Source organism: Saltatorellus ferox, from assembly GCA_007751475.1.
Classification (GTDB): domain Bacteria; phylum Planctomycetota; class UBA1135; order UBA1135.
Genome location: CP036434.1, coordinates 1,484,220 through 1,501,364 on the forward strand (window position 1 = coordinate 1,484,220; position 17,145 = coordinate 1,501,364).

General features: G+C 68.6%; 9 protein-coding genes. 3 read left to right on the forward strand and 6 right to left on the reverse strand.

Annotation, left to right across the window (positions count from 1 at the left end):
• Window positions 1-17 precede the first annotated feature (17 nt).
• From pdeM to Poly30_RS05465, 4 genes are all read right to left on the reverse strand, one after another.
• Entirely contained in the window at window positions 18-707 is a 690-nt protein-coding gene (gene pdeM, locus Poly30_RS05450) for a ligase-associated DNA damage response endonuclease PdeM (protein ID WP_145195075.1), read from the reverse strand.
• Entirely contained in the window at window positions 704-3,190 is a 2,487-nt protein-coding gene (locus tag Poly30_RS05455) for a ligase-associated DNA damage response DEXH box helicase (RefSeq protein ID WP_145195077.1), read from the reverse strand. Before Poly30_RS05455 ends, pdeM begins: the two co-directional genes overlap by 4 nt.
• Window positions 3,191-3,287: 97 nt before the next feature.
• Complete coding sequence (locus tag Poly30_RS05460; protein ID WP_145195079.1) at window positions 3,288-4,283, reverse strand: hypothetical protein; 996 nt, start codon at window positions 4,281-4,283, stop codon at window positions 3,288-3,290.
• A gap of 260 nt (window positions 4,284-4,543) precedes the next feature.
• On the reverse strand, window positions 4,544-5,986 hold the full coding sequence (locus Poly30_RS05465) for a carboxypeptidase-like regulatory domain-containing protein (RefSeq protein ID WP_145195081.1): 1,443 nt from the start codon (window positions 5,984-5,986) through the stop codon (window positions 4,544-4,546).
• A 98-nt stretch (window positions 5,987-6,084) separates the two neighbouring features.
• On the opposite strand from Poly30_RS05465, the gene Poly30_RS05470 reads away from it, so the two are divergent.
• The 3 genes from Poly30_RS05470 to Poly30_RS05480 all read left to right on the forward strand — a co-directional run bounded on the left by Poly30_RS05470 (window position 6,085) and on the right by Poly30_RS05480 (window position 14,337).
• Window positions 6,085-9,780 (forward strand): WD40 repeat domain-containing serine/threonine protein kinase, encoded by a 3,696-nt coding sequence (locus Poly30_RS05470; protein ID WP_145195083.1) that lies wholly within the window; start codon window positions 6,085-6,087, stop codon window positions 9,778-9,780.
• A gap of 221 nt (window positions 9,781-10,001) precedes the next feature.
• Entirely contained in the window at window positions 10,002-12,590 is a 2,589-nt protein-coding gene (locus Poly30_RS05475; protein WP_145195085.1) for an FG-GAP repeat domain-containing protein, read from the forward strand.
• 67 nt (window positions 12,591-12,657) lie between these two features.
• A complete protein-coding gene (locus tag Poly30_RS05480; RefSeq protein ID WP_145195087.1) occupies window positions 12,658-14,337 on the forward strand; it encodes an integrin alpha in 1,680 nt (559 codons plus the stop codon).
• A 133-nt stretch (window positions 14,338-14,470) separates the two neighbouring features.
• On the opposite strand, the gene Poly30_RS05485 is transcribed toward Poly30_RS05480, so the two are convergent.
• Window positions 14,471-16,060 (reverse strand): ATP-dependent DNA ligase, encoded by a 1,590-nt coding sequence (locus Poly30_RS05485; RefSeq protein ID WP_145195089.1) that lies wholly within the window; start codon window positions 16,058-16,060, stop codon window positions 14,471-14,473.
• Entirely contained in the window at window positions 16,057-17,139 is a 1,083-nt protein-coding gene (locus Poly30_RS05490) for a ligase-associated DNA damage response exonuclease (RefSeq protein ID WP_145195091.1), read from the reverse strand. Before Poly30_RS05490 ends, Poly30_RS05485 begins: the two co-directional genes overlap by 4 nt.
• Window positions 17,140-17,145: the final 6 nt, after the last annotated feature.

A 17,145-nucleotide genomic window follows, 5' to 3' on the forward strand; every position in this document is an offset into this window, starting at 1 on the left:
CGGGTACGGGCGCCGTTTCAGTAGCGCTTCGAGCCGGAACTTGTGCGGGATGCGGGGAGAGCGACCACGCCCGTGGGTGTCGCAGCGGCAAAACGATCCAGGGGGCCGCCTTCCACGATCTGAAGGCCCGTGAAGCGGCCGAACGCGGGCAGGATAAGTCCTGCGCCCGCCTGCTCCCAGAACACCGGCAGCCTCATGGCGTCCGCGCCGTCCCCGAGGCGCACGCCGGGATGCACGTGGCCCGCGACCCACGGTCGCTCCCCTCCGGGATGGTGGCGGTAGTCGACCGCGCTCCCCGGGGGCGCGTGGGGCTCAGGCAGAGACACGAGCGGAAGGTCGGCGATCAGCTCGCGCGCGTGCCGGTCGTGGTTGCCGCGGACCAGCGTGATCTCGAGGGTGTCGACGCGAGCGTTCAGCCACTCTCGAAAGACGCGTGCGGTGGGCGAGTCGACCTCGACCTCCGCGTGGAAGAGATCGCCGAGGAACGTGACGCGCGCCGCGCGCTTGCGCTGCACCAGCGCATCGATGCGCGCCAGCTCGGCGCGCGTCGTTCCGCGGGGGAGCGGCTTGCCCGCACGCCGGAACGCGGCCGCCTTTCCGAGATGCACGTCGGCCAGCAGAATCTCGGCGCGTTCTGGCACGAAGGCCGCGCGCTCGGGGCAAAGCTCCAGCATCAGGCCAGAGGTTTCGAAGACGAGATCGTTCACGTTCGCGCCGCGCCCGCGCTGGCCTCCAGCTTCTCCGCCATCGCCCGCACACGATCCTCCCACGACTCCGACGACACGCGATCACGCATGCGCTCGGCCCACAGCGGAAACGCCAGCGGCGTCAGCTGCGTCGGCCTCGTGACGCGGATCGTGCAGCGCTGGATCGCTTCCAAAGCCTCGCGCATCCGCGTCAGCTCCAGCGTTCGCTCCATCACCTCGCGCCGCGCCTGGAGAAGCAGCAGGTTCTCGGGGTCATGCTCGGTGAGGACCTCGAAGATCAGTCCCGCCGACGCCTGGAGCTGGCGCTGGCCCTTGCGCGCGCCCGGCATCCCCGGATGGATCAGACCGGCGACGCGCGCAATCTCCCGGAAGTGACGCTTCGCGAGGCCCGCGCCGTCGAGGCAGCGCAGGAGATCCTCGAGCAGGTCGTCGGGAGAGAGCAGCGCGCGCCAGTCCTCGTCGCCGACGGGCAGGTCCTTGCGCGTCAGGAGCTCGACGCCCCAGTCACTCACCGACTGCGTGATCGTGATGGCCTGGCGCCGCGTCGCGCGCCACGCCAGCAGCGCCGCGAGGCCCTCGTGCACGAGCCTGCCGGCCAGCGGAAACAGGAACGCATGGTCACCATCGCGTGTGCGCACGCGCTCGATCAAGAGCTCGTTCTCGGAGGGGATGTGCGAGATCTGACGCTGGAACGCGAGCACGGGCGCGACCGCGTTGAGCTCGGGCGATGCAGACACCTCGCCAGTTTCGAGCACGCGCGTGACCTCGGCCATCGCGCGGCGCACCGCGTGGGTCAGCTCGTTCGAGAGCGGCATTCGCCCGCCGGACCAGCGCGGCATGAGCGCCGACACTTTCTTGGCCGGACGCACGTAGGCGGTCGAATCTTCGATGCGGATCAGCTCGACGGGCTTGCCCGCGAACGTGAAGCTCTCCCCGGGCCGCAGGCGCGCGAGGAAGGTCTCCTCGACGTGCCCGAGCTTGCGGCCGTTGCGGAAGGCGACGGCGAGCGTGCCGAAGCCCGAGATCGTCCCGATGTTGATCCGATGCTCGCGGATCACGCGCTTGTTGCCGCCGACGAAGACGCCGTCGGCGCGCTCGCGAATCCGCGCGAAGCGCTCGTAGCCCGACAGCGCGTCACCGCCGAAGCGCGCGAACTCCAGGACCCAGTTCCACTCGTCCTCGGAGAGGTCGCGGTACGCGTGCGTCGTGCGGACTTCGGCCAGCAGCTCCTCGGCTCGGAAGCCGCCGCCGATCGCCACCGTCACGACGTGCTGCGCGAGCACGTCGAGCGGGCGCTCGATGGGGGAGCGCGACTCGACCTCGCCGCGCGCGAGCGCCTCCCGCGCCGCCGCGAACTCGATGAGTTCCAGCGCCTGCGCGGGCACGTTCACGAGTCGGCTCACCTTGCCGGGGCTGTGGCCCGAGCGGCCCGCGCGCTGGGCGAGCCGCGCGACGCCTTTGGGGCTGCCGATCTGGAACACGAGGTCCACGGGCGTGAAGTCGACGCCGAGGTCCAGTGACGAGGTCGCCACGACGGCCCAGAGCCGGCCGCTGCGCAGACCCTCTTCGACCTCGTGTCGCTGCTCCTGATCGAGGGAGCCGTGGTGGAGCGCGATGCGCTCGCGCTCGTCGTAGCGCGCGTAGCAGAGCGCCTGGTACCAGCGCTCCGCCTGGTGGCGCGTGTTCGTGAAAACGAGCGCGCTGGTGGCGGTGTCGAGCTCGGCCGCGACCTCTTCCAGCAGACGCAGCCCCATGTGTCCCGACCACGGGAAGCGCTCGATCGAGGCGGGGAGCAGCGTTTCGACTCGCAGGTCGCGGCGCTGCTCGCCGCGGACCAGCGTGGGCGCTCCGGAGCTCTTCCCCGCACCCATCAGCGCGCTCGCCGCCTCCTCCAGGTTGCCGAGCGTCGCCGAGAGCCCCCAGGTACGTACGCCGTTGCCGAGGCTTCGCAGGCGCGCCAGCGCCAGCTCCGTCTGGACGCCGCGCTTCGTCCCGAAGAGCTCGTGCCACTCATCGACCACCACGCAGCGCACGGAGGCGAAGCGCTCGGCCGCCTCCTCGCCGCTCAGGAGTACCGTCAAGGACTCAGGGGTCGTCACGAGCGCCGTCGGGAGCCTGCGGGCCTGGCGCCCGCGCACGGTGCTTGACGTATCGCCGCTGCGGCCCTCGACGGTCCAGCCGGGCGCGACTTCACGGGCGACCTCGCCGAGGTTCTGCACCAGGTCCTTCGCGAGCGCCCGCATCGGCGTGACCCAGATCACGGTCAGCGGAGGCGCATCGGCGCGTTTCGCGCCTGGGACGCGCGCGCTCTTCTCCGCCTGCGCCTCGATGAGCGGCCCCATCCAGGCAGCCAGGCTCTTCCCGAAGCCAGTGGGCGCGTGGATCAGTCCGCTCTGGCCCGCGAGATACCGCTGCCAGGTTTCGCGCTGGAATTCGAACGGCTCCCACCCGCGCGCCTGAAACCATGTGAGAGCGACGTCCATCGAGGGCATTGAAGTAGCGCGAGCCGCCTCTTTTCACCAGGGGAAAAGAGGCGGCTCGCCGCTCGGGTGGGCTCGCGCGTCGAGCGCGCGGCTCGACCTACTGGAGAACGACCGAAATGCCGCTCGTGAAGTTGGAGGTCGCGCCCGCGGACGTGGTGTCGCGGTGCCAGAACTGGAAGTGCCACGTCTCGCCCGGGAAGGCCACGGAGGTTCCCTGGGGCATCGGCATCTCGGTGAGATCGATCCGAACGGCGGCGCTGCCCATGGGGTTCGTCATGTTCAGGAGTCGATCGAAGCGACCGATCGAGCCGTCCAGCAGAAGGTTGCCCTGGCTGCCGGCCGGGTTCGGGGTGAAGCCGATCGTGCGGGACGCGATGAAGAATCCGGGGACGTCGGTCGGAAGGTCGAGCGCGGTCAGGATGACGTTGTTCTCGGTGACCACGGGGGAGCCGGTGACCTGCATGCGTCCGATGGCCCCGGTGCTGTTGGCGACCGCCTGGCCGTACTCCTGGCCGAAGCGCTGCGGGGACACGGGCTGGTTCGGATCCAGCGCGTTCGAGACGCTCGGGAGGTAGATGTGCACGCGGTCCATCTTGAAGCCGAACGAGCGGCCCGAGAACTCGACCCTGTGGACGCCGGGGCTGAGGTTGTAGCTCGCCTGGGGCTGGTTGCCGTGGCCGTAGTCGAAGCGCGACTCCCAGGTCCAGGCGCCGACGCTGCCCGCCTGGTTGGAGAAGGTCTTGACCCAGGTACCGCCGTCCATTCGGATCCAGACGTCGTTCTCCTCGGTGGGATCAGGGTTCTCGTGGCGGTTGCGGACGTTGAGGCGGTACGTGCCACCGTTGGCCACCTCGAAGTCGAAGGCGAAGACGCCCTGCTGGCCCGGTTGGTTGAAGAGGTTCGGGCCGTTCCAGCGAATGTAGCTCTCTCCGGTGTATCCGGGCGTGGCGGTCGAGATGCCCCAGGCTTCCGGAGCGCCGGAAGCTTCCATCTCGATCACGACGAGGTCGCTCTGGGCGAGGTAGACCTGCGCCGCAGCGGGAGCGGAGAAGGCGGCGGCGGCGAGGAGGCTGAGGGTGGTGAAGCGAAGCATGTTTGCCGTGGGGTCTGTGCCGGGTGAAGGTCGGCGTTTGGCCTGAGTACGTGCAAGAGAGCCCAGGGCGCGGGCGGCCGGAGTTGGCGGGGCGCGGGCTGGCTCCCGAAGATGTTGCAGGAAGCTGGACCCCGGCGCCCCGGCACACGACCGGCCTTTTCAGACCGTGTGAGGAAGTTACACCTAAGTCATTTCAGGCTCGATGGATCGGGCTTCATGAGCGTTCCCACATGTGGGCTCTCCGTCTCGATCCAGGACGATCACTCCGGCACTCGAAGCTCCAGTGTTGCCATAATGTCGCGGGAGACAGGGATTTGCAGCCGCCGCTGGACGCCGTCTTCACCCGCTCGGTAGGTGTAGGCGGACCAGCGGCCGCTCGGCAGGAGGAACGTGGGAACGCGGATCTCTGGGCCCTCGGGTAGGTCGTGCAGAAGGTAGGGGCCCGCTGCCGTCATGAGCTCCAGCGACTCCCCCGGCCGGAGCCCGAGCACCTCCAGCGAGCAGACCCGGGGAGTGGGGAGGTCACAGGTCAGAGTGATCGGCGCCTCGTTCTCGCCGGGCTCGACCGTGACGCGCCCGGCCATCACGGCGGGGTAGGGGGAGGCTGGCCCGTCCACTCGGACCGCGTAACGGCCCGCGGGTAGCTCGAAGTCGACAGCGCCCGATGCATCGGTCTCGCCCCAGAAGGCCATGCCCGTGGTCTCCTCCCAGGCCTCCACGACGATCCGTTGGAGGCGGGCGGGAAGGTCCTGGTCCTGGGGGTTCGGCGCGGTGATCTGCACGCGCGCGATCGCCGTCGGGAGTTTCGTTCCTTCCTGGCCGTCTACGAACGCTTCGGGCTGATCGGTGCCGTCGAGCTGTAGCGTTCGATAGACGTCGGGCAGGGCGCCGTGGAAGAACGTCCTCCGCTCCTCCCCCGGCGTGACCACCATGAGTGAGTCCGCCCCCAGCGGCTCACAGCCGAAGAGCCTGAACTCGCCGCGCTCATCGGTCACGGCCCAGTGCCCCCGGTGCGTTTCGTTGTTGCCGACGCCGTGGCCAACGGCGGGTTTTCCCGAGGGAAGCAGGACGCATCCCGTGACGACGAAGCCCGGTTCCCCGTGGTAGCGTGCGACGCCGTCCACCACGTCGCCGTAGGGGACGCTGTCGTAACTCGGCTGCGAAAGCTCGGGGTGCACGACGTAGAGGTCTTCGATCCCTCCGTCGTAGTCGGTGACGCCGAACAGCGTGGCGCGACCGTCGGGTCCCGTGACAGCCGACACGAGGTCAGGCGTGTGCCCGCAACCGAAGCAAACGCCAAGGTGCGCGAGGGGGAGCGGCCTACCGAGGAAGTCGACGACCTCGATCGTGATCGGCGTTTCGCGCTCGAGCCGGAACTCCGCGGGCTCGGGCCCGTCTTCGTCGGATGTGCTGCATGTCCCGTAGCCTTCGGCCTCTGCCATGAGCCAGCTATAGTCGCCGACTTCGGACTTCTGCGGGACGCGCGCGCGACCGTCCGCATCGGTGACCACCGCCGCTCGGAACCACCTCTTTCCCCAGACCGGGATCTCGGACTCCTGGACCGCGTACACGGTCGCGCCCGGGATGGGCCGACCGGTTTCGCCGTCGAGAACGATGGCGAGCCGCGAGGTGGCGAGCGGCGTCTCCTGGGGAGACGATCCGGCAGCGGCGGAGAGCGCGAGTGCGATCAGTGTCAGTTGCATGTCAGAGCGAGTGTCGCGAGTCAGGATCGAACCGTGATCCATGGGGGAATTCCGTGCCCGGGGAAGCGGAACCGGAGTCTAGCGCAGATGATGGAGGCGTGCCCGAACGCGACGAGAGCCACGATCCGCCAGTCAGCCCACGCGGAGAACGTTCGAAGGAGAGCCCTGCAACCGATGACTCCCTCGCGGGCCTCGACCTCGACCTCTATGCGGATGTCGATCGACTGACCGACGAGTTCACCGCGCAGCTCGACCAGCCGGATGCGCTGGACGCGCAGGCCTTCGCGAAGCAGCATCCCGCGCTGGAGGCCGTGCTTCTGCCCGCGCTGCGCGCTGTGCAAGCGCTCCGGCGGAGCGTTGGTCCGCGGCGTGGACTCCCGGGGCCACTCGACGAAGGCGATTCGGTGGGACGCTTCCGCATCCTCGGCGAGCTGGGCCGCGGCGGCATGGGCATCGTGTACGAGGCTTCGGAGGCGGGTCTCGAGCGCCCCGTGGCGCTCAAGGTGCTCGACGGCACGCGCGCATCGGAGGGGTTCAAGCAGCGCTTCCTCCGCGAGGCGCGCGCCGCCGCCCGACTCGAGCATCCCGCCATCGTGCCGGTCTACGGCACCGGCGAGGACGGCGGCCTTCTGTGGTACGCGATGCGCAAGATCGAGGGCGTCGCTCTCGATGGGCTGCTCCAGAGCCTCGATGCCGAGGTGGGTAGCGCGACCCATGATCGTGCCACCCGCGCGCTGCTCGCGGCCCTGGAGGGGCGCGCGGAGGAGGAGATGTCGTCAGCACACTCCGGCACCGGATCTTCGGGGCTCGGTCCATCGCAGCACGTGGCCGTGGCTCGCATCGGACAGCGCCTCGCGGCCGCGCTCGGCTACGCCCACGGCGAAGGCGTGCTGCACCGCGATATCAAGCCCGGCAACGTTCTGCTCGACGAGGCCGGTCACCCGCACCTCACGGACTTCGGTCTCTGCAAGCTGGAGGGCGAAGCGTCGCTCACGGAAGAGGCCGACGTCATCGGCACGCTGCGCTACATGCCGCCGGAGGCGCTGACCGGCGAGTCCGACGCGCGCGGCGACATCTACGGGCTCGGGCTCGTGCTCTACGAACTGCTCACGCGCCGTCCGGCGTTCCCGAACCGGCAGCGCGCGCAGCTCATTCACGATATCGAGCGCCGCGAGCTCGTCGCGCCGCGCTCCATCGACCCCTCCATCCCCGGCGACCTCGAACGGATCGTGGCGAAGGCCACCGCGAAGCTGCCGGAAGAGCGCTACGCCAGCGCGGACGCCTTCCACGCCGACCTCACCGCGTTCCTGTCGGGCAAGCCGATTCAGGCGCGACCGCTCGGGCTTTTCTACATGCTGCGGCTCCTGGTGCGTCGGCACCGGCTGGCGGCGTCCGTGGCCGCGATCGGTTTCGTCGCGCTGACGGCGCTCGGGATCACGTACGTGGTGCAGCTCCGAAGTCTTCTTCAGGAAGTGACGGAGGCCAAGCGGGAAGCCGTTCACCGCGGCGCGCTCGCGACGATCCAGCTCGCGCGTACGCAGCTGGAAGCCGGCGAGCTGGGCGCGACCCAGGAGATCCTTCGCACCGTGCCGATCGAAGAGCGCGGCTGGGGATGGAAGCACGTGCACGACCGCTGCGCGTTCCTCGAGAAGCCGCTGTTCACCTCGCTGCGACATCCCGAAGGGGGCTTCGTTCTGCCGAACGGTCACCTGCTGCTCTGGGGGAAGCAAGAGGTCCAGTGCGTAGACGCGGATCGACTTCGTCGAATCAGCAGCGTGGGGGTGGGGATCGCCCAGGGTATGGCGCTCCCCGACGATCCGTTCTCGGGGGCCGCTCCGAGTGGCGAGGGGGACGGCGTGCTGGTGATCCACGAGCGGTCGCCGATCATCTCTTCCTGGAGCGGCGATACGCGCGACGGGCTGGTGGAGTGTGCGGGTCTTCCGGAGGAGCCCGTGCTGATTGCCTCGAACGTCGAGGCGGGCGTCGCGGCGGCGGTCACTCTCTTCGATCTCTATCGTCTGCGACTTCCGGGTGGCGAGGTGCTGGACTCGATGCCGTTGCCGAAGGGCGTCGCGCCCAGCACGCTCGCGGTGCTGCCGTCCGGCGACGTGGTCGTCGGCTCCGCGCGCGGCGACGTGCGCCGGTTCACGGTACCGACGGGAGAAGAGCAGTTCCTGCAGCAGCACCGCGGTACGGTCACGACTCTCCTGGTGGAGGACGGCCAGCTCTTCGCGTCCGCCGACGACATCGGCGAGGTTCGGTTCCGTGGCGTTACCGTGGGCGTGGGACTCAGGGCCATGACCGAACTCGGCCATCCCGTGCGCTTCCTGTGGCGCGCCGACGAGACGACGATCCTCGCGGGGCTGGAGAGCGGCGAGGTGGCGCGGCTCGATCGTCGGACCGGGGCGGAGCGCCGGAGGGATCCGCTCTTTCTCTCGCCGTGCGTGGCGGCCTTTCCGGCGCTGGAGGACGGCGGCGTGCGCGTGCTGTCGACCTGGGGAAGGATTCGGACGCTGGGTGAAGGCTCTCCGGCGGGCGCGCTGACGGCGGCTTCTTCGCTGACCCTCGCCTGGATGGCAGGCTTCTCTCCGGACGCCGCTCGCGCCGCATTCGTCTCCCACGATGGGTTCCTGAACGTCGTGGGCGAGTCGCTCTTTCGGACGCCCTGCGAGACCCGGCAGACGCCGACGAGCTTCCACCGTGACGGCCGTCTGGCCGCGGCTTCGGGGCTGGTGGTGGATACGGCCGCGAGCACCGAGGTCTTGCGGTGGGCGCCGCCCGAAGGCGAATGCACCCAGTCATGCTGGCTGGGCGACGAGCTGGCGCTGCTCTGCTGGCGGCCCTCGCCCGCGGGCCGAGCCGACTACTTCCAGCTCGACCTGTGGCTCTGGGATTCCACGCGTCCCGGGCGAGTGCCGGAGTTCTCGGCCACGGTGACCGAAGAGCTGCCCTGGATCCAAAGCCCGCGCGTCGCCGTGCTCGCGGAGGAGCGCGCGCTCCTGATCGGCATGGCGAACGGAAAGGTCGTGCGCTGGGACGTGGAGGCCGCGGCGGCCACGTGGCAGGAGAGTCTTCACGGGGGCGAGATCACGACGCTGGAGGTCGACCTCGCGGCCGGCGTTCTCTACAGCTTCGGAGGTTCCACCGAGCTGCGGCGCACGTCGCTGGCGACGGGGGAGGTGCTTCCGTCGCCGCAGGCCGAGGTCGACGCGATCTCGAAGCTCGGATCACGGGTGATCGGGCTGGACGTGTCGGTGGAGAGTTCCCTGCTGGCGACCTTGACCGATAGCGGCTGGTTGCACGTCTTCGACCTGGGAGACGGCTCGGAGGTCCTGCGCCATGACGCGTCGGCGCTGGATCCGGTCACGGTCGAGTTCATGCCCGGTGGCCAATGGGCCAGCGTGTCGTGCGCGAGCGGGGATCTGCTCTTGATCGGGCACGGTGTGCCGCCTGCGTGGGCCACCGAGGGACGTGGCTTCGTGGATCCGGACGAAGTGCTGAACCAGGTGCTGGCCTGGGTTCCCGAGCCCCGCCCTGCCGGGGAAGGCGCGGGTCCCAGGGGGGTCGCCATCGACTCGCTCCATCTACGGACGGCGATCTGTGTCGCGAGCTACGGGAGGCCGACCACGCTCGATGATCGCGCCGCACGCCTCCGCGAGAGGCTCCTCGAGTACGTGGATCCAGGCGTGTTCAAGCGCATCTGGGCCGGAACGTTCGACGGGGAGCGCGACCGCTTCGGCCGCTACGGCTGGATGCCGGCGGCGGTGTACGCGGAGGAACGTAGGGGCCGGTAGCCCGGCGGTGCCCAACCCGGCGGTACCGAACCCGACCCAAACCCGCCACGTTTTCGGGTGCGACACGGGCGCTCTTCCCCCGAATTTCGTTGCTGGACCGTAACATCGGGATCGCTGGCTCCTACGGCCCGTCGGCGCATCCCGCGCCCATCCCCCAGACCCGACGATCCCGCCATCGGCGAAAATCGTCGACCTCGCAACCACTTCTTCCCCGGATTTGGATGAGACACTTCCCTGTTTCGATTCGCCCCTGCAGCCTTCTCCTGGGCTCGGCGTTGACCGCCACCCTCGCCTCCGCGCAATTCTCCCCGCTGCGACTGATCGAGGGTCACAGCGCGGGCCCTCTCTCGCAGCTTCAACGGGTCGACCTCGACGGTGACGGCGCCCAGGACCTCGTTCTGGTCGGCGCCCAGCTCGGGTATCACCCGGCCCTCGCTGGCGGCGGCTTCGGCGCCTTTCGTTCCGTGGACATCGGCCCCGTCGCAGCCAGCCAGACCGAGTGGCTCGACATCGACGGGGACGCGGACATCGATCTCGTCGTGATCTCGAGGGGGGCCAACCTCACCTGGACGCTTCAGTTCTTGCGCAACGATGGCGCTGGCCGCTTTGGTCCGCCGCAGCTGATGGATGGTGCGAACGGCGGCGCAGGCACGCTCGCCACGCTCGACGTCGACCTCGACGGCGTGAAGGACGCGGTGGCGTCCAACTTCGAGACCGGCGAGGTCAACTGGTACCGCGGGCTCGGCGCGGCCGGGTTCGCCCCGCGCGCCCTTCTCGTTTCCTTGCCAGGCGCCTACAGCCTGGTGGCCTCTGACTTCGACGGCGACGGTGATTCCGATCTCGTGGTGGGTGAGGTCCCAGGTGCCAACGCCACGCAGCGACTGTTCACCCAGGATGGCCCGGTTCAGTTCACCGCCGGTCCCACGTTCGGTTCGCTCAATACTTCTTTCGGTCTGGACGTGGAAGACATCGACGGCGACGGCCTGCTGGACCTCTACACGAACCAGCGTGCAGGCGGGACCGAGTGGCTCCGCAACCTGGGGGGCGGTTCCTTTGCCCAGCCCCAGGCGATCGGGACGCAGCAGAATCAGATCGGCGAGATCCAGATGGCCGACATGGACGGAGACGGTGACCCGGACCTCGTGACGACGGGCACCTTCAACCTGATCGCCGGGACGGCAGCGCCCGGGTGGGCGGAGAACCTCGGAGGCGGGTCGTTCGGCCCCGTTCAGAACTTCGCCGCCTGGCCTTTCGAGCCCAGCAGCCAGCAGGCCTTGCTCGACCTCGATCTGGATGGGGATGGGGACCTCGACCTGGCGTTCGGATCCATCGACGCGCGCTACGTCGAGTTCGCGATCAACGACGGCAACGGTCAGTTCGGCAGCTTCTTCTCCCTTGCCGTCGCCAGGTACCAGAACCCTCGATTGGTGCGCGCAGCGGACGTCGACTCCGATGGCGATGTCGACCTCGTGTCGGACATCGTCGAGGGTGAGGTTCGGCTCCTCGAGAATGCGGGTGGCGGACGTTTCTTCCCCAGCGTGCGCATCGCGGACGTGGACGAGTTGCTGGAGGCTTCGCTCGTCGATCTCGACGGCGATGGCGACCTCGACCTCGTCGGACTCGATTCCGGCCTCTTTCTGAGCTTCCAGGGGACCCATGGCTTCGGCGCTCGCCAGGACGTCGCGTTGAACGCCTCTGCCTTCACGGTGGCAGATTTCGACGGTGACGGCGATGTGGACCTCGTCATCGGCAGGCAGGTGATGCCACGCCTCGTGCTCCGAGCCAACGACGGGAGCGGTTCCTTCGGTGCACCGGTCGCCCTGCCTCGCCCTTCGGACAGAATCGACATCCTGGCTGCTGATGATCTGGACGGGGACGGCGATCAAGACCTCGCGGTCGTGGCGGAGTCGAAGCTCTACCTGATCGAGCAGGCGCCGGGCTCGACCTGGATCGAACGCGACGGTCGCCCGGTCTTCTTCCCGAGCGCGCCGATCGGCTTCGAAGACTTCGACGGCGACGGGTCGCGGGATATTGCGCTGTTCAGCCTCGGTCAGCCGCTTCTGCTTCGGAACGATGGATTCGTCCCGGTGCCTCTGCCCGGGTTCCCGACCGCCATCGCAAGCTCGACGGGAGTGGCCATGGAAGACATCGATGGCGACGGTTCCCTCGATGCGGTCGACGGTGGCGGTGGCATCTTCTCCACGGGCCTGCGAATTCACTACGGGATCGGGACTTCTTCCTACCGTGGCGGTCAACCCGTCGCGGCCGTTCCTCCGTTCATCTCCTTGACGTCCGCCGACATCGATGGCGACGGCGTCAAGGACCTGGTCGGGGGCCGAGTCTCCCGGGGCATCGGCTGGATGCGCCGGTCAGGCGCCGGCAGCGAGAAGTTCTGCGCGCCCAGCGCTTTCAACTCGACCGGCCAGCAGGGAGACCTCGACTTCCAGGGGGACCTGCGGGTGTCGGTCAATGACTTCACCCTCTCCTCGAGCCAGCTCTCGCCTCACTCCTTGGGTGTGTACTTCGTGGGCAGCTTTACCAGCTACGAGCCGCGCTATCGCTCGAGCCTGGGCACCTTCTGCCTCGGCAATCACGGCTTCGCCGCCTTCGACGGGGCAGGCCAGGTTCAGATTACCGACGGTGCGGGAACGGCAAGCCTGAACGTGGACCTGAGCCAGGCTCTGCCGTTGCCAGGCTTCGGCGCCGTTCAGCCTGGGGACTCACTGGTCTTCCAGATGTGGTACCGCGATGTCGGCCCCAATGGACCGGCCTCGAATCTCACGAGCGCACTGCGCGTGACGTTCGACTGACGGCGGGGACTCCTCGATGCTGGCGGGCCTCGCACCCTCTTCCCACGACTGACAACCCACTCGCACCATGAAGCACACGTTGACCACCGGACTGTTTCTCACCCTCCTCGCGCCCACCGCCCTCGCCCAGTTCATGCTCGCCGATCAGTTCGGTGTGAGCGATGGCGATAACTTCGGCTGGGCAACCGCCTTCCTCGGAGACCTCGACGGGGATGGCTTCCTCGAATGGGCGAGCGGCGCTCCATCGGCTACCGCCGGCGGCCGCACGGGTGCTGGGCGCGTGTCGATCTACTCCGGTCGCACGGGGGTCGAGATCAGGGCGCACGAGGGAACTCAGATCAACATGGGCCTTGGCACTGCCGTTGTGGACCACGGTGATATCAACGGCGATGGCGTGTCGGACTACGCCATCTCGGCGCCTGGTTTCTCCGGACCGGTGATGGGAAGCGGGCGCGTCATGGTGTACTCGGGAGTCGATGGGAGCGTCCTTCGCCTGTTCGGCGGCACCGAGTCGAGCTCGAGCTTGGGCCGAGTCCTTGACGCCGGTGGTGACGTCAATGGCGATGGAGTTCAGGACCTGGCTATCGCCGAGCCTGGATCGAGTCATCAGGCCTATGGCGGCGGTCGCGTACGCGTGTTCTCGGGCGCGAACGGTGCGCTTCTTTTCACCGCGAGCGGAACGACCCAGCTGGAGGGTAGAGGGCAGTCCACTGCGATCGTCGAGGACGTCGATGGCGATGGCTTCGACGATGTGGTGGCGGGGGCCCCGTTCGCTTCGTTCAACGATGTACGGATCTATTCCGGGAGAACGGGTGCCCTGATTCGCTCGATTGCGCCGCAGGTTCAGGTGGACACCAGGATGGGGTTGGCTGTCGACGGCATGGGGGATGTCGATGGCGACGGTCTGGGAGACGTCCTGTTAGCGACGAACGAGGCACGTCGGTACGCCCCAGGAGGCGGTGTGATCTCTCTCGTCGGGCGAGTTCGTATTCACTCCGGCTTGACTGGCGCCGTGATCACCGAAGTCGAGGGAGCGCAGCAGTGGGAATCCCTTGGGCGGTACGCGAAGTCCATCGCTGACCGAGACGGGGATGGCCTCCGGGACTTCGCTGCATTCAAGAGGTATGGCAGCGACCGTCTCGTGGTCTATTCGAGCGCCACAGGGGCCGTTCTGGCGGAGCATGCCGTCGAGGTCACCACGAGCAACGGCTTCGGCACCAGCTTCTCGGGCGCTGCTGACGTCAACGGGGACGGTGTCGAGGACTTCCTGGTAGGCAACCAGCGTTGGCCCTTCGACGACTATCGGGGCCGCGCCATCCTGCTGAGTGGAAAGCCGCCCGTCGGAACGGACGCGACCTGCGATCCGTTCCTGCCCATGGGCATCGCGAAGCTCACGGTTCAGGGGGCCGAGGCCGTCGGCGGCAATGACCTGACGCTCCACGTGACGGGAGTTCCAGCTAGCACCTTCGGCTACTTCCTCACCTCGCGGTCGACCCAGCTTGGCCCCAACTTCGGCGGAGCTTTGTCGCTCTGCCTGGGCGGTGCCACGCCGATTGGACGCTACGCAGGGAACGTCCTTCAGCCCTCATCGACCGGCTTCGTTCAGCAGACCATCGACCTGAACTCCATCCCCACTCCGACAGGCGCGGTCAGCGCCTCAGCCGGGGAAACGCACTTCTTCCAGCTCTGGTTCCGTCGTGGCACGGGAAGCGATTTCTCGACGACGGTCGGGGTCACTTTCCAGTAGCGCAGCTGCAGAAAACCGCCCGGGCCACTCCTTCGAGCGGAAACGTGGCGGCTTTGGGTCAGGCTCAGTACCGCCATTGGGTCAGGCTCAGTACCGCCACATTACCGCCAAGAACCCGCCTGGGGGCTCCTGCTCAAGAACCCAATAGCTCCCTCAGCGACTCCAGCGTATCCGCCTCCTCCGGGGGCTTGTCCTCTCGCCAGCGCGCGATCCTCGGGAAGCGCAGGGCGATGCCGGATTTGTGCCGCGGGCTCGGCTGGATGCCCTCGAACGCGATTTCGAAGACCAGCTTCGGCTCGACCACTCGGACCGGGCCGAAGCGGTCCTTGATGTTGCGGCGAACGAAGTGGTCGACGCGGCGGATCTCCGCGTCCGTCAAGCCGGAGTAGGCCTTCGCCACCGGCACGAGCTGATCGCCGTCCCACACGCCCAGCGTGTAGTCGGTGTAGAGGGAGGCGCGGCGGCCGTGGCCCCGCTGGGCGTAGATCATCACCGTGTCGACCGTGAACGGATCGATCTTCCACTTCCACCACGGGCCGCGCACCCGGCCAGCGCCGTAGGGCGCGTCGCGGCGCTTCAGCATCAGGCCCTCGACGCCGCGCTCGCGCGAGGATTCGCGCGTCGCTGCGAGTTCTTCCCATGTCGGTCCGGGGACGATCTCCGCGAGGCCGAGGTGGGGGAGGTTCGCGGCCGCGACGAGGGACTCCAGTCGGGCTCGGCGGTCGGCGAGGGGCAGCGCGCGCAGGTCTTCGCCGCCTTGCTCCAACAGGTCGTAGGCGATGAAGCGCGTCGGCACCTCCGCGCGCAGCTTCGCCGATACGCTCTTGCGCTGGATGCGGCGCTGCAACGCATGGAATCCCATCGGCGCGTCGCCGTCCCACGCGAGCAGTTCGCCGTCGAGCACCGTGCCTTTGGGGAGCGCACGGAACTCGGCGGTGATCTCCGGGAAGCCGGTGTTCACGAGGTCCTCGCCGCGCGACCAGAGCAGGAGCTCTTCGCCGCGTCGTACGGCCTGCGCGCGGATCCCGTCCCACTTCCACTCGGCCTGGAAGTCGGTCGCTGGACCGATCTCGGCGATCTCATCGGGTACGGGGTGAGCGAGGAAGAACGGGTAGGGGCGCAGCGGGTCCGCGCCTTCTTCTTCCTCGGCGATGAGCCGCTGCCACGCCTCCGCCGTCGGCTCCCAGCGACCGCTGAGGCGGTGGAGCATCGTGGGCTTGTCGACACCTGCTACCACGCTGAGCGCGCGCGCCACGAGGCCCTTCGCCACGCCGACGCGGAAACCGCCGGAGATCAGCTTGTGAAAGAGAAAGCGCTCGCCCTCGTTGGTGATGCGCCAGGTATCGAGCACGAGGGCCTTCTTCGCGTCCTCGTCGAGCGCCGCGAGGCCGATGACGCGCTCTTCGATGAACTGCGCGAGCGGCGGCGGCTCCACGCGGCCCGCGGGTTCCGGGACCAGCAGCGCGATCGTCTCGGCGAGGTCGCCGACGGCGTCGTAGCTCTCCTCGACCAGCCACAGCGGATGGCCGCTGATCTCGGACGCCCACTCGCGCAGAAGCCGCGTGTTGACCGCGCGCCGGCCCTTGCGGCCGAGGAGCAGGTGCGCGGCCCACGCGGCGTCGGCCGCCGGGGCGCTCTGGAAGTAGTCCACGAGCGCCGCCTCTTTGGCGGAGGTCTTGCGCGTCGTGTCGAGGGCCTGGAAGAGAGCGTGGAAGCGTTTCATTCGGCCCCCTCCGCAGTCGTAGCACCCACATCGGCGCTGCTGCCTTCCTCCCCCTCGAACTCCGAGTCGAGCCGCTCGGCCTGAAGGCCACGCTCTTCGGAGAGGTAACGCACCAGCGTGTCGATGTAGCCGTGGGTGACGAGCACGCGGCTCGCCCCGGTCGCTTCGATGGCGGAGAGGAGCCCCTTCCAGTCGGCGTGGTCCGACACCACGAAGCCATGGTCGAAGTTCCGGCGGCGCCGCGGCCCGCGCAGCGCCATCCAGCCCGACGCGAACCCCGTGCTGACGTCGCCGAACTTGCGCATCCACGGCGTACCGTTCCCCGAAGGCGGCGCAACGACGAGGCCGCGGCCCTTGATCTCCTTGGCGACCTCCGGCGACGCGTAGCGCGTTTCCGGCAGCTCGATGCCCTGGGCGCGATAGGGCGGGAGCAGGTTGTGGAGCGCACCGTGCACCGCGATCGGCCCGGGCGCCTCGCCCATATGGGGCAGGAGCCCCGCGAGCACGCGCTGGGACTTCCCGAGCGCGTAGGCGCAGAGCAGGCTCGTGCGTCCCGCCTCCGCGTTCGCCTGCCACCACGCCATGATCTCACCGGCGACGCTCTCCGGCGAAGGCCAGTCGAACACCGGAAGCCCAAAGGTGCTCTCGGTGATGAACACGTCGCAGGCCACCGCTTCGAACGGCTCGCACGTCGGGTCAGGGTCCACCTTGTAGTCGCCGGCAACGACCCAGACCTCGCCACGGTGCTCGATGCGGACCTGGGCGGAGCCGAGCACGTGGCCGGCGGGGTGGAGGCTGACCGTCACGTCGCCGATCTGGCGGCGTTCGCCGTAGGGGATCGACTCGACGCAAACGGGACCGTGGACCGCCAGCGACGTGCGCTGGCGAACGAGGTCCGCGCCGCGCTCGGACGACAGGTAGCGCAGGGATCCAGGCCGCGTGTGATCCGCGTGGGCGTGGGTGACGATGGCGCGGTCGACGGGCTTCCATGGGTCGATGTAGAAGCCGCCCGCCTCGCACCAGAGGCCGTGCTCGGTGGTGCGGACGAGGTCGGGCTTCGATTGGAAAGACGCGGCCATGGCGGA